This window comes from Hyella patelloides LEGE 07179 (genome assembly GCF_900659865.1).
In the GTDB taxonomy this organism is placed as follows: domain Bacteria; phylum Cyanobacteriota; class Cyanobacteriia; order Cyanobacteriales; family Xenococcaceae; genus Hyella; species Hyella patelloides.
On sequence record NZ_LR213981.1, the window covers coordinates 1 to 12,165 of the forward strand.

Annotated in this window: 14 protein-coding genes and 1 pseudogene; 10 read left to right on the forward strand and 5 right to left on the reverse strand. The window is 34.8% G+C overall.

What is annotated here, in order from left to right:
• Positions 1 to 289 (reverse strand): annotated as a pseudogene (locus H1P_RS24665) (photosystem II D2 protein (photosystem q(a) protein)); the annotation flags it as partial.
• Between the two features lie 563 nt (positions 290 to 852).
• Between H1P_RS24665 and H1P_RS24670 the strand changes: the two are divergent.
• The 4 genes from H1P_RS24670 to H1P_RS24685 all read left to right on the forward strand — a co-directional run bounded on the left by H1P_RS24670 (position 853) and on the right by H1P_RS24685 (position 3,960).
• Complete coding sequence (locus tag H1P_RS24670; protein ID WP_144872328.1) at positions 853 to 1,404, forward strand: photosystem I assembly protein Ycf4; 552 nt, start codon at positions 853 to 855, stop codon at positions 1,402 to 1,404.
• A gap of 176 nt (positions 1,405 to 1,580) precedes the next feature.
• A complete protein-coding gene (locus H1P_RS24675) occupies positions 1,581 to 2,510 on the forward strand; it encodes an ATP adenylyltransferase family protein (protein ID WP_144872330.1) in 930 nt (309 codons plus the stop codon).
• A gap of 239 nt (positions 2,511 to 2,749) precedes the next feature.
• Complete coding sequence (locus H1P_RS24680; protein WP_186376127.1) at positions 2,750 to 3,556, forward strand: hypothetical protein; 807 nt, start codon at positions 2,750 to 2,752, stop codon at positions 3,554 to 3,556.
• 53 nt (positions 3,557 to 3,609) lie between these two features.
• Positions 3,610 to 3,960: a phage holin family protein gene (locus tag H1P_RS24685; protein ID WP_144872332.1), complete on the forward strand. Its 351-nt coding sequence runs from the start codon at positions 3,610 to 3,612 to the stop codon at positions 3,958 to 3,960.
• Between the two features lie 182 nt (positions 3,961 to 4,142).
• On the opposite strand, the gene H1P_RS24690 is transcribed toward H1P_RS24685, so the two are convergent.
• The 3 genes from H1P_RS24690 to H1P_RS24700 form a co-directional block, all read right to left on the reverse strand.
• On the reverse strand, positions 4,143 to 5,375 hold the full coding sequence (locus H1P_RS24690; protein WP_144872334.1) for a UvrD-helicase domain-containing protein: 1,233 nt from the start codon (positions 5,373 to 5,375) through the stop codon (positions 4,143 to 4,145).
• Positions 5,376 to 5,450: 75 nt separating this feature from the next.
• Positions 5,451 to 5,663 carry a helix-turn-helix domain-containing protein gene (locus H1P_RS24695; protein WP_186376128.1) on the reverse strand — a complete coding sequence of 71 codons (213 nt, stop codon included), beginning with the start codon at positions 5,661 to 5,663 and terminating at the stop codon, positions 5,451 to 5,453.
• A gap of 146 nt (positions 5,664 to 5,809) precedes the next feature.
• Entirely contained in the window at positions 5,810 to 6,334 is a 525-nt protein-coding gene (locus H1P_RS24700) for a PFE-CTERM domain-containing protein (RefSeq protein ID WP_144872336.1), read from the reverse strand.
• 398 nt (positions 6,335 to 6,732) lie between these two features.
• On the opposite strand from H1P_RS24700, the gene H1P_RS24705 reads away from it, so the two are divergent.
• The 5 genes from H1P_RS24705 (at position 6,733) to hxpB (ending at position 10,523) form a co-directional block, all read left to right on the forward strand.
• Positions 6,733 to 7,092 (forward strand): YbjQ family protein, encoded by a 360-nt coding sequence (locus tag H1P_RS24705; protein ID WP_144872338.1) that lies wholly within the window; start codon positions 6,733 to 6,735, stop codon positions 7,090 to 7,092.
• 6 nt (positions 7,093 to 7,098) lie between these two features.
• On the forward strand, positions 7,099 to 7,536 hold the full coding sequence (locus tag H1P_RS24710; protein ID WP_144872340.1) for a YbjQ family protein: 438 nt from the start codon (positions 7,099 to 7,101) through the stop codon (positions 7,534 to 7,536).
• Positions 7,537 to 7,539: 3 nt separating this feature from the next.
• Positions 7,540 to 8,364, forward strand: a complete 825-nt coding sequence (locus H1P_RS24715; protein WP_144872342.1) for a M48 family metallopeptidase — start codon at positions 7,540 to 7,542, stop codon at positions 8,362 to 8,364.
• Between the two features lie 654 nt (positions 8,365 to 9,018).
• A complete protein-coding gene (locus H1P_RS24720; RefSeq protein WP_144872344.1) occupies positions 9,019 to 9,807 on the forward strand; it encodes an ABC transporter permease in 789 nt (262 codons plus the stop codon).
• A gap of 59 nt (positions 9,808 to 9,866) precedes the next feature.
• The gene (gene hxpB / locus H1P_RS24725) at positions 9,867 to 10,523 is read left to right on the forward strand and encodes a hexitol phosphatase HxpB (protein ID WP_144872346.1); all 657 of its coding nucleotides are present in this window, start codon (positions 9,867 to 9,869) and stop codon (positions 10,521 to 10,523) included.
• Positions 10,524 to 10,590: 67 nt separating this feature from the next.
• On the opposite strand, the gene bcp is transcribed toward hxpB, so the two are convergent.
• Positions 10,591 to 11,073: a thioredoxin-dependent thiol peroxidase gene (gene bcp / locus H1P_RS24730; protein WP_144872348.1), complete on the reverse strand. Its 483-nt coding sequence runs from the start codon at positions 11,071 to 11,073 to the stop codon at positions 10,591 to 10,593.
• Between the two features lie 740 nt (positions 11,074 to 11,813).
• Here bcp and H1P_RS36465 point away from each other — a divergent pair.
• Positions 11,814 to 12,122: a hypothetical protein gene (locus H1P_RS36465; RefSeq protein ID WP_186376129.1), complete on the forward strand. Its 309-nt coding sequence runs from the start codon at positions 11,814 to 11,816 to the stop codon at positions 12,120 to 12,122.
• Positions 12,123 to 12,165: the final 43 nt, after the last annotated feature.

Genomic DNA, 12,165 nt, shown 5'->3' on the forward strand with positions numbered 1-12,165 from the left:
CTTCGGGACCCCAAAGGAAGAGTAGGGAGTGACCCATGCTGTCTGCGGGGGAGGAGACAGCTACGGTTAAGAAGTTAGCTCCTTCTAAGTAAGAGGATGCTAAACCGTGAGTGTACCAAGATGTGACAAAAGTAGTACCTGTTAACCATCCGCCTAATGCCATGTAAGCACAGGGGAATAGTAGGATACCAGACCAACCCACGAATACAAAGCGATCGCGTTTTAACCAGTCATCGAGAGCGTCAAACCACCCTTGACGTACTGGTGCGCGTCCTACTGCGATTGTCATAAGTTTTTAAACCTCTTGCTTAACTATATAAACTGCAAGATTTTTCAAAATGTGTATTCTTACAATCCTACATACTTCACAAAAATTTGTGAACTGTTTTTTCTTTTAATTACGATAGCATTAAGGCTTATCAATAATTATTGTCTTAGATTGTGGTTTTGTTTTCAATCTGTCAGCGATCGCTATACCTGAGTTTTTCCAGAGAAAGATTAGGGTTTTGCTCGCTTTATCAAAAACTTAACCAAGTTATGATTGCTGTGTTAACCAAAAAAGCAAATAGCTTATTTGTTACCAATCTTTACCTTACGCTAAGGATTGATTAACAATTTTTAAAATAGCACGACTTTCAAGTTTCATGATGGATTAGCTAGAAAAATTAAAGGTTCTAGCTGATTATTAGTACTCAAATGACCGCCATGATTTCCGCTCTTACTCTAAGTTTTAAAGTCGTCAATCTGAGAAATAGAAGAAGTTTTGCAAACAAAATTCTTGCTCGATGAGACAATGATTTAAGTTTGAATTTCACCTTTTTTGCAGATTATTAAGAAAAGTAAACATTTACAATGACTAATCTAACCAATCTTTTGCGTCAGGATGTTTTAGGCTCTCGTAGGTTTAGTAATTTTTTTTGGGCAGCGATCGTTACAATGGGAGGTGTCGGGTTTTTACTCTGCGGATTATCGAGCTACTTCAAAACTAATCTTTTGCTGGTTTCTGATGTCAGCAATATACAGTTTTTCCCCCAAGGAGTTGCTTTAACCTTTTATGGCGTTGCAGGTTCTCTGTTAGCAGCTTACCTTTGGTTGGTAATTCTCTGGGATGTAGGAGGTGGTTACAATGAGTTTGATAAAAAAACTGGTCATGCAACTATTTTTCGTTCTGGGTTCCCTGGTAAAGATCGCATAGTTGAGGTAAAGATTCCTTTAGAAGATGTTCAAGCTGTAAAAGCAGAAATTAGAGAAGGTCTCAACCCCAAAAGAGTTCTTTATCTCAAGGCGAAAAAACTTCGAGATATTCCTTTAACTAGAGTTGGTGAACCTATTGCTCTATCTACTTTAGAAAATCAGGGAGCAGAATTAGCAAGATTTTTGCAAGTTCCTTTAGAAGGTTTATAAGAGAGAAGATGCCAATTGCGTAATTTTTTTGTTGAAGGTATCGATGTAGCAAGCTATTTTTCGATGCCTTTTTTATTTATGGGATTATGTTTATTACTATCAAAAAATATTCTTTCTAATAGATAGCTAAAATAGCTTTATCTTAATCAAGTAAGCCTATATACCTCTAAAATACTATGAATTATGAGATAGAAAACCCTTCAGATAATTTATTGTTCAAGCCTGATACCTTGTGGCAAAAAACAGTTCAGGTAACGGAGTCGGCTCGCCAAACTGGTGCATTAAAATCTATTGAAACGCAATATTATTTCATTAAGCAAGATGATATTTCTTTTTTAGTGCGGAGTTTAGCAAACGTTTTTAGAAAAGAAAAAGCCAAAAAAGAGCAGAAAAAAAAAGAAAAGAAAACTGGTAAATACTTCGATCCATTTTTACCTTATGAAGAAAATTTATTCGTTGAGGATATTACCTCGACTCATTTATGTCTACTCAATAAATTTAATGTGGTAGATCATCATTTATTAATTGTTACTCGCGATTTTGAGTCACAAGAAAATCTGTTAAATATTAATGATTTTATAGCTTTATGGGGTTGTATAAAGGAAGTTGATGGCTTGGCTTTCTTTAATGGGGGCAAAGATGCAGGAGCATCTCAAAGGCATAAGCATTTACAACTTGTACCTTTACCTTTTATTCCTGATACCGAATATTTGCCGATAGCTCCTGCTATAGAGCGAGTTGAATTTAGTAACTCTACAGGTACAATAACCAGTTTTCCTTTTAAAAATGCGATCGCAAGTCTCGATCTAACTTCTTTTGATAATCCTTTAACCGCAGCCAAGACAATGCTTGATTGTTACTACGCTTTGTTAGAACAAATAGGCTTTACTTTAGATAAAAATACTATTCAACAGCCTGGATCATATAACTTTTTAGCTACTAGAAAATGGATGTTAATTGTTCCTAGAAGTCAAGAGTCTTGTCACGGTATTTCTGTTAATTCTTTAGGGTTTGCAGGTTCTTTATTTGTCAAAAATCCCGCTTCTTTGAAATTATTAAAAGAAATTAGTCCAATTAAATTATTATCTAAAGTATCTGTTGTTTGATTTGGTGAAATAGCACCTATAAACTTAATTTTTCTAAATTATTATTTATTAGTTGTTGTTTGAACTATAACGGCGATCGCAATGGAAGCAATTTTAACCGCCGAAAACCTAGGTATTGGCATTAGATTGGTTAGCGGTAACATCATATTCTGAATATTTTGAACGAGAATTCTGATCGGTATCTTAAGAAGCGTGGGCATATTAAGAATATACTCCGAAATTTTATGCTGTAACTATTTATGTTTGAGCAGAATGTACCATTTAAAATTATTGCGACACAAACAGTTTCCAATCAAGAATCTTCAGGTGGAATTTTATCGAGTTACCAATTTAGTGCTTCTCACTTATTAATTTTGAGTAATGGAGGATTTTTGCTTGCAGCGATCGCTTTTTTTGTAATTGGTAGACTACAATATAAACAACTTTCCGCAAAAATTAAATATGAGCAAAATCGAGTAAATCACTTACAAACTAGATTACATTCTGCTCTAGAAACTATCAGTAAATGGGAAAAAAACCCCGATTTAGTACATTCAAGAGATTGTAATTTAGATTATATTCGGATGCGGATGGAAGAAGAACAATTTAATCACGCTTTGGTTACCCAAGTAAAAGTCAAAATCAAACAGTTTATTAGTACTGCCTTAAGGCTATCTCTCTCAAAAAACGCTGCTGTCGGGATAGCCCATCGTAATGGTTTTACGATTGATGAGACTTTTGATATTACCTATGAGACTGATATACAAGGAAAACTGACTCGTCGCGTTTTATTTCGGATTCAAGTCAAGCTGATGAAGTTACCCACTCAATCAACATCGAGTACTGTTAAACAGATTATTGATTGTATTGAAGCGTTTTTAAGTCCTGGTCGTCAAGATACCAATTGGCAACCCACAATTCAAGGACATATTGTAAATATGAATTGGAATCAACAAGCTAAACCAACTCCTTTACTATCTTTAGAACAAGACAATAAAAGTGTCAGTGTTAGTTTCCGTACCAAAATGGCGAATCAATATCGCAGTTTCGCTAGTGGAAATGATTAAAGGTAATTTTATAGAATAATTATAATTGAAAGATAAATTAGAAATTATTCATCATGTCGCAATTTTTACTAACTTGGTTGGCCACTGCACTTTCTTTACTGATTACGGCTTGGATAGTACCAGGTTTAGTTATTACTGGTGTGGTAGCTGCTGCTACAGGTGCAATAGCATTAGGTTTTGTGAATGCGATTGTTAAACCGATATTGGTTATTTTTACTTTGCCTCTAACTATTTTAACTTTAGGATTATTTCTATTTGTTGTAAATGCACTCTCTCTTGGTTTGGTAGGTTATTTCACTCCTGGCTTTACTGTAGGTGGTTTTTTCCCCGCGATATTTGGCTCGATAGTATTATCTTTTGTTTCTAGTTTAGTCGGTCAATTTTTTAACGTAGAAAATGCTTAAAAAGGATTAATTACAAATTATGAGCGATCGAGTAGCAATGAACTAATGTACGGATATTCTGACAGAAAGTCTTTACCCATATTATTCCGCTTGATATTATCCCATTTATACCCCAATGCGATGGGTACAAGTCCCGCTTATTTTGGGACGAAGATGTTATGGGACTAACCACGAATAAAAACTTATTCAACAGCCTCTAATCTATCCTTGACAGTTAAAGCAGACTCTATAAAATCTACATTAATATCTTTATTTTCATAGAGCATAATTAGATGATCTCTGGCTCTAGTCATCGCAGTATAAAGTCCTGCTTTGGCTTCAAAATCAAGGTCTGAATTATCAGAATTATCTCCTAAACTATCAACCCCTGCAATAATTACCGCATCAAATTCAACACCTTTTAAGGCATTCCAAGAATCAACCACAATATAAGGACGATTTACTACATTTCCATCTCTATCTCTAGAATTTGTGGGCGCATGATGTTCAATTTCAAGCGTATTTAATTCTTTACTAATTTCTTTTTTTAAATCTTTAGCTTGAGGATGTACCAGGATACCGATAGAAGAATCAGAATGAGTTTTTAAAGCTGATTGTACTTGAGTAGCAATTTGGTTTGGCATCTCTTCATAATAAATTTCTAGCAATAAAGGGTCAATGGCAGAACTGCGAGACAATTTCTTTTTGGGTTCGATAATGCTACCAATCCCAGGAGTTTTAACTACTTTTCCCGCTTCATCTCGTTTTCTGGGTTCGACTTTCATATCCGCAGCAATTAAAGCAGGTTCGATAAAATTCCAAGCTAATTCGAGGATTTCTGGAGTATTGCGGTAATTAACATCAAAAACTTGAGAGCGTCCCCCTGGAACATTAATTCCTAAACTTTTCCAAGTCCAATTACTTTGTCTACGATGGGGTTGTCCGTAAACCGATTGAGTATTATCGTAAACAATAAATAACGCTTCTGTTTGTGGGTCTAAAACTTCTAATAAAGCTTGAAACCATTGATCGGGAAAATCTTGAGCTTCATCGATTAAAATTGCTTGATATTCTCGCTGACATTTACGAGCTAACCTAATCGCTTCATCTAGATCGTAATCATAGTTATATTTGAGTTTTTGATAAGCCCATTGATGAAAAGTTTTACACTCTACATTAACAGCATTATCCTGTAACTTTGCTTTGAGCCAACCATTCATAAAACGGTTATAAGTAAGGATTAAAATATCATCAAAGTCTTCTAATAACTTATCTACGCGATTTCTAAGAACTAAAGACTTTCCCGAACCAGCAACACCCCTAACAATAGCCGTACCTTTGGAACGTAAATTCTTGGCTTTATTCTGTTCGTCATCGAGAATTTGTCTGCTTAATCTTTGTCCCAGACTTTGTTCAAAGTTAATCCACTGATCCATCTTAATCGTTCGCGATCTAGAGTTTTTCCTATAGTCTCAATATAGGCGCACTCTCTAAAATCGTCGAGGATCGTCTCACTTATTAGAACCAGGATTAACCAGAGGAACAAAATCAATCTTGATTCTTCTGTCTAATGCGGAGGCGGTGCGGTTGAGGATAGATAAAGAATGTCCCTCATAATCAGCATCTTCCAAGCGACAAATAACCGATGCGGTTGTTCCTACTATTTCAGCAAGTTTTCGCTGAGTAGGGTGGGCATTGCCCACCCTACAATTAATCTGTTGCATTCTTTTTTCCAATTGGTACAATATCATACTGAATTTTACTGAGAAGAATGATTATTAAAAAAATACAGGCTTAAGTCAAAGAAAATTTCAACTCAACCTGTAATATGTAATTGATTGTAAGTGATACTAAAATATCGATATTTATATTATGCTTCGCTATTGAGAATTACTTCCCCTGCTTTGTGTTGGCGATAGAAATGAGAGCTACCAAATAACCCACTCGCTAGCACGAGTCCTAATGCGGGACTAAATTCAAATGGTACGGAAGCAGATGGCGAACTTGCAAAATCGCTAATCGTTACCGATCCAGGACCAACAATGCCATCAACAGTTGTGATCCGAAAACCAAACGTATCGCCAGAATTAACGGTAAAAGAATCCGTTCCCGATTGGTTATCAGCTCCACCATCATCTGTTAACCGAGTTTCTACACTGTTCAACAAACGGATAAATGGATCGAAGTTAGGGCCGTCAGATGTGCTGTAGTTCCAAGAGAAGGAAATAGTCTCGTTGCTGGGTGCAGTAATGGTGTAATCCGTAGTTCCCGCACTTCCATCATCTCCTCCTGTAAGAGTAATGGAGGTGGGTGCGTTAGTCGTGTTAACAGAACCGTCTGCATTAGTAGTGGTAAATGTCCAATTGGCAGGGTCGAAATCTCCTGTAAAATCCATCGCAGCACTAGCAGATTCTACTCCAGTGAAGCAAACTAGAGCAGCAATGCACCCCCCCCGATTTTTGCCAGTAGTTGTGCTTTTTTGGTTAAATTCATGAAATTTACACTCTCGATAAAAGTAAAGTTTTTACCAAGGTAATTGATGATACGGAAAATCACCACTGTGAAAACACCCTGGTAAATTTACAGAGAAATTTTTTTGCTCAAAGATTTTCTGCAAAGTCCACTTAACTGTATTCCAGCCCTACCCAAGAATGGAGAACTTGCATCTATATCTCTCTGTAAAGCTGGAAAGGCAAAAATCATCTCAAAACTGATTGTTTAATTATTTGCTAATTTTCGGGAACTCTACGAATAGAATTACTCAAAAAATATTGAAAAAGATATTAATTAATCATGACATCAAGGTCTTCTCGTCAAGCTTCGTCTGGTAATAGTGGAATTATAATCACTACTTTAGAAGGAGTACCAGGAAAAGAAATTATCGAACATTATGGTTTAGTACAAGGTAGTACTATTCGCGCCAAGCACGTCGGTAAAGATATTATGGCTGGCTTAAAAAATCTTGTGGGAGGGGAATTGAAAGGATATACCGAATTACTACAAGAAGCACGTAAAGAAGCCGTAGAAAGAATGATCGAACAAGCCAATTTTGTAGGGGCAAATGCTGTGGTTAACGTCCGCTTTGCTACTTCCTCTGTTGCTCAAGGCGCAGCCGAACTTTTTGCTTACGGAACAGCAGTCAAGGTGCAATAGTAAATTATGATAGAGTTTATTATCTTACTCGCTGTAGGCTACTTTGTTGGCAGTGTTTTAGAAAAGAAACATTATAAAGATATTAAAAAAAGAGAGCGTAAAACTATCCATGTACCCATTATAAGTTTTGGTGCTAAACAAGCAATTCCTGAAGCTAATGAAGCAGCCTTATTTGCTGGTAGTGTGGTTGTTTCGGCTGATTATTTCAAAATGTTTGCTTCTTCGTTACGTAATCTTGTGGGTGGTAATGTTGTAGTTTATGAAAGTATTTTAGATCGCGGACGTAGAGAAGCTATATTACGCATGAAAGAACAGGCGATCGCTTGGGGAGCAACTCAAGTTGTTAATGTACGCTTGGAAACTGCTAGTATTGGCAATCAAGCAAGTGGCGGAAAAGGTTTATTTGCGGTTGAAGTGATTGCTTACGGTACGGGAATTAGATAAGTCATGGTTTATAAGCCGAAAGAAATTCCAGAGGATGTTAATGTTACACCGATTCATCCTTTGGTTAATTTTGCTAATTTGCTAGGTACTGTCGTAGTTTTCAGTGCGATGGTTTATCTAGGTTTAGGGGTTGTTGCAACTCAATTAGTGACTCGTATTTCTCCAGAAATGGAAATGAAAATTGGTAAACAATTGCTATCTAGTGTCAAGACAACATCTACCGAATCTCAATCAGAGAAATTGCAATATTTAGAAAACCTCTTAACCTCTCTACAAGCACCAGATTTTAATACTGCTATTCCCTTAACTATCCACATCCAAAAGAGTGAAATTGCTAACGCTGCAATCATTCCTGGGGGACATATATTAGTCACTACTGCTTTACTAGAGGAAGCAGAATCAGAAAATGAACTAGCTTTTGTGTTGGCTCATGAATTAGGACATCATGTGGCTCGCGATCCTTTGAAAGGCTTTGGGCGATCGCTTGTTTTCCTGACTGTAGCTAGTGCTTTGGGTATGGGTACGGGTAATGCAGATATTGTTACTCTTACAGGTTCTCTGACAAATTTACACTATAGTCGCCAACAAGAATCAGCAGCAGATGTTTATGCATTAGAGGCGATCGTTCGTTTATACGGACATGGAGATTCTAGCCTCGATTTTTTTGAACGGATTAAAACTAAAGACAAAAGAAGTAAGTTATCTTCCTATTTCTCTACCCATCCTCTCACTCAAGAAAGAGTTATCTACTTACGCCAAGTAGCGACAGAAAAAGGCTGGCAAATGAGAGGAGAAGTAACAGATTTACCAGATAGGGTTTTTGATTAAAGAAATTATAATTGTCAAGTTTAAGCTTATCTGCACACACTCGAACTAGAGAAAGGCTGATAGCATTATAATTTATCATACTGGTTATGATTCTCAGCAAGAGTTAATTTTTGCTATTGCTGATTTTCTGAATCAAATTAATACTGCTCCTATCGCTAATAGCGATAGCTTATGGTTTAGAGAACATCTTAATCCAGAAGAAGAAAAACTACGGTTTTCAAAGTAGATACGGTTTAACCTAATATCGGAAAACTGATATTTCATATTGCCCAATTAATCATTAACAATTAACAATTTCAAAAAAAATTATGAGAATTTTACTAGAACCTTTACAGTATGGTTTTATAGGTGATAATTAAATATTGGCTCTCTATTGGTTTCAGAAAGCTAATGGAGAAAAAACAGTTTAGTGCATCTTTAATACATTAATAAATAATTTAACTTTACAATTTTAAACTGTTATATTGTAGTAATTTTTATTAAAAGATATTGCTTTTTACCCTAGGCATTATTTAGTTGCTTTCTATTAGTAAAAATGATAGCCATTGTATTTGTTAGAGAATGATATATTTTTATAATTAAATAGCCAGCAAAAAAATACTAATAACTACTATAAGAGCGAATCTCAATTAGACCCTAACTACAAAAAAAATTATGAAATGGCAAATTGCTAAAGCGAAAACCTTGTTACTAGCTCATTATGCCCATATGTTAGAGTATCGAGCAGAAATATTCCTTTGGGCATTATCTAACTCGCTACCTATTATATTAATGGGAGTCTGGATTAAAGCTTCTCAAGAAGGTGATTTTAACCTGACTACGGAAGACTTTGCTCGTTATTTTTTCGCTGTTTTTATTGTTAGACAGTTTACTGCTATTTGGGTTATTTGGGAGTTTGAAAAAGAAGTAATCGAAGGAAAATTATCTTTTCGCTTATTACAACCTATAGATCCAGCATGGCATCATGTGGCAAGACATTTAGCTGAAAAAATGACGAGAATTCCTCTGATATTTCTGTTTACTGGGCTATTTTTCTTGCTGTATCCTGATGCTATTTGGATACCTAGTATTAGTCAAGTTTTATTGTTTTTATTCGCGATCGCAGCATCGTTTGTCTTGAGATTTATTATTCAATATACTTTTGCGATGTTTGCTTTTTGGACAGAAAGAGCCTCGGCAATTCAGCAGTTTTGGTTTTTATTTTATATCTTTCTCTCTGGTGCGATCGCTCCTTTAGAAGTATTTCCCGATGGTTTTCGACGTGTTATTGAGTTAACACCTTTTCCTTATTTAATGCATTTTCCCGCAGCTTTAATTATTGGCTTAGATGTTAATTTTGTTCGTAGTATTTTAATTATTTTTGCTTGGACGATTATTTTTTTTGTTGTTAATCGTTGGTTGTGGAAAAAAGGTTTAAAACAATATTCAGGAATGGGAGCTTAAATCAAGTATAAAGTAAAAGTATAAAATAAAAAATAATGTGAACTATTAACAATAATTAAATGATTAAAGCAATAATTTTCGATCTGGATGGTTTGCTAATAGATTCCGAACCTTTATGGCAAGAAGCAGAAATACTCATTTTTAAACAAGTTAATATTACTCTTACTCCTGAGTTATGTTTAAAAACAAAGGGCTTAAGAATAGATGAGGTAGTTGACTATTGGTATCAAAAATATCCTTGGAAAAATCTTACTAAAAAAGAAGTTGAAGAATTGATTATTGGTAAAGTAATTGAGTTAATTCATCTTAAAGGTGAGCCATTAGCAGGAGTAGATTACGCTATCTCTTTTGTTCGGCAAAAACAAGTAAAAATTGCTTTGGCTTCCTCCTCTGCAACTAAAATTATTCAGGCTGCATTACAAAAGCTTAATTTAACAAATGTTTTTAGCGAAATCTATTCAGCAGAATCAGAAATTTTAGGCAAACCTCACCCTGGAGTTTATCTAACTACTGCCAATAAATTAGATGTTTCTCCTCAAGAATGTCTTGCTCTTGAAGACTCTTTAAATGGGGTATTAGCAGCCAAAGCAGCCCAAATGAAATGTATTGCTATTCCAGAGCCATCACAACAAAATAACCTGAAATTTGCGATCGCTAATATTACCTTGAAATCCCTTAAAGAATTAAATAATGATGTTTGGAAAAGTGTTAATTAGTAATTCAGTAACCAGTAATTAGTTGATAATTAGCAATTAGCGATTGAGAACTAACCACTAATAACTACTAACTACTAACTACTAAGCCTTGTAGTTCTTTTAATACTTTCTCTACATGAGCTTTTACTCTGACTTTATCCCAAATCTGGGCAATTTTACCATCAGGAGAAATCAAAAAAGTAGATCGCACTACCCCCATATATTCTTTACCCATAAATTTTTTTAGTCGCCACACACCATAGGCTTCTATTACTTCACGCTTTGGATCGCTTAGTAACTTAATTGACAGGTTGTGTTTCTCAATAAATTTACAATGGGATTGCTCTGAATCTGGACTAATACCGATAATATCTGCACCTAATTCTTGAAACTGCTCTGCATATTCTGTAAAGTCTTTAGCTTCGGTAGTACAACCAGGAGTATTATCTTTAGGGTAAAAATATAATACTAACCAGCGATCGCTATAATCTGTTAAACTAACATTATTTCCATCTCGATCTTTGGCGGTAAAATCTGGTGCTGGTTGTCCAACCTGCGGAATCTCAGTCATTTTAATTGTAAAACAATTATTTAATAGTTATTCGTTATTGTTAGATATTAATATTTTCTGGTTACATCAGCAAAAATTTTCCTAGAATTACTTGACACTTCTGTATTATTTATGTAATCGTAGATTTATTGAAATAAAAAAGATAATTTCCCACAACATTTTAAGTTGTGTATTGTGAGCTTGGTGAAATAGGGGGAATAAAAATGATTGGTATCAAACAAGAGGTTTTTGCTTAAGAACGTAGCAACTTAGCACAAACAAAATTTATCTTAATAATTTTGACAGACAAGTTATTTAACTAAGACGTAATAGCGTTTAAATCTATACATCAAGAAATAGGTAGAAGTGCGCTCATATATTGCTTTGATAAAGCCAAGAGCGCAAATTAGATCGTTGTTATTTGCTGGTTGATTGAGCGAGCAATAAATATCCATTGAACTATTACTACTTATTGGTTCAGTAGTTATCCTTTGCTTAGAAAAGCTGTAATTGTTAATAATTGCGGTACAACTTTATTTTGCTTTTTTTCTTTTTGAGAATAAATTTAATACTAAAAATAGTCAAAAATTAAACATACTATTTTTAGTAGCTATATTCAATCGTCACATTGATAACTATTAGCTGTCAAATATTTTGGATTGGTAATAATTTTTAGTAATAACACTCCAACAAAATAGGCTTGTTACCTATCACCTATTACTTATTACTTATTAATAATAACCCTTCATTTCATCTCAAATATGAGCGAACATAGATTAGATAAAATTGTCATTGAACGTCCTAGAAGTGGCATGAGAATTAGCAGCAATAAAAGTATTCGTAAAAGTATTAAACAGCAACTACAACAGCTAAAATATGACTATCAAGAGGATGAAATTGGTTCATTAAAACGGGAGCAAGTCAGTTTTGATAGAACAAGAGAACTAGAGAGTTTAGAGAGAGTAAGCGGTAACATGAAATGGAAATTGATTGATGGCAAAATAGATGGATTCCCAGAAAGAGGCACTCTTAGCACAGCATTTAGAAGCTATAGCTGCTCTACTTTATGAAGAAACAAAACCAGATCAGGTAGAGAGTCTAGCAAAAATAGAA

What these genes read in the sequence shown, in the direction of transcription:
- hxpB (WP_144872346.1), top strand. Translation starts at nt 9,867, where the DNA reads ATGATTAAAGCAATAATTTTCGATCTGGATGGTTTGCTAATAGATTCC.
- H1P_RS36465 (WP_186376129.1), top strand. Translation starts at nt 11,814, where the DNA reads ATGAGCGAACATAGATTAGATAAAATTGTCATTGAACGTCCTAGAAGT.
- H1P_RS24715 (WP_144872342.1), top strand. Translation starts at nt 7,540, where the DNA reads ATGGTTTATAAGCCGAAAGAAATTCCAGAGGATGTTAATGTTACACCG.
- H1P_RS24695 (WP_186376128.1), bottom strand. Translation starts at nt 5,663, where the DNA reads ATGCAACAGATTAATTGTAGGGTGGGCAATGCCCACCCTACTCAGCGA.
- H1P_RS24680 (WP_186376127.1), top strand. Translation starts at nt 2,750, where the DNA reads ATGTTTGAGCAGAATGTACCATTTAAAATTATTGCGACACAAACAGTT.
- H1P_RS24700 (WP_144872336.1), bottom strand. Translation starts at nt 6,334, where the DNA reads ATGGATTTTACAGGAGATTTCGACCCTGCCAATTGGACATTTACCACT.
- H1P_RS24670 (WP_144872328.1), top strand. Translation starts at nt 853, where the DNA reads ATGACTAATCTAACCAATCTTTTGCGTCAGGATGTTTTAGGCTCTCGT.
- bcp (WP_144872348.1), bottom strand. Translation starts at nt 11,073, where the DNA reads ATGACTGAGATTCCGCAGGTTGGACAACCAGCACCAGATTTTACCGCC.
- H1P_RS24705 (WP_144872338.1), top strand. Translation starts at nt 6,733, where the DNA reads ATGACATCAAGGTCTTCTCGTCAAGCTTCGTCTGGTAATAGTGGAATT.
- H1P_RS24720 (WP_144872344.1), top strand. Translation starts at nt 9,019, where the DNA reads ATGAAATGGCAAATTGCTAAAGCGAAAACCTTGTTACTAGCTCATTAT.
- H1P_RS24710 (WP_144872340.1), top strand. Translation starts at nt 7,099, where the DNA reads ATGATAGAGTTTATTATCTTACTCGCTGTAGGCTACTTTGTTGGCAGT.
- H1P_RS24690 (WP_144872334.1), bottom strand. Translation starts at nt 5,375, where the DNA reads ATGGATCAGTGGATTAACTTTGAACAAAGTCTGGGACAAAGATTAAGC.
- H1P_RS24675 (WP_144872330.1), top strand. Translation starts at nt 1,581, where the DNA reads ATGAATTATGAGATAGAAAACCCTTCAGATAATTTATTGTTCAAGCCT.
- H1P_RS24685 (WP_144872332.1), top strand. Translation starts at nt 3,610, where the DNA reads ATGTCGCAATTTTTACTAACTTGGTTGGCCACTGCACTTTCTTTACTG.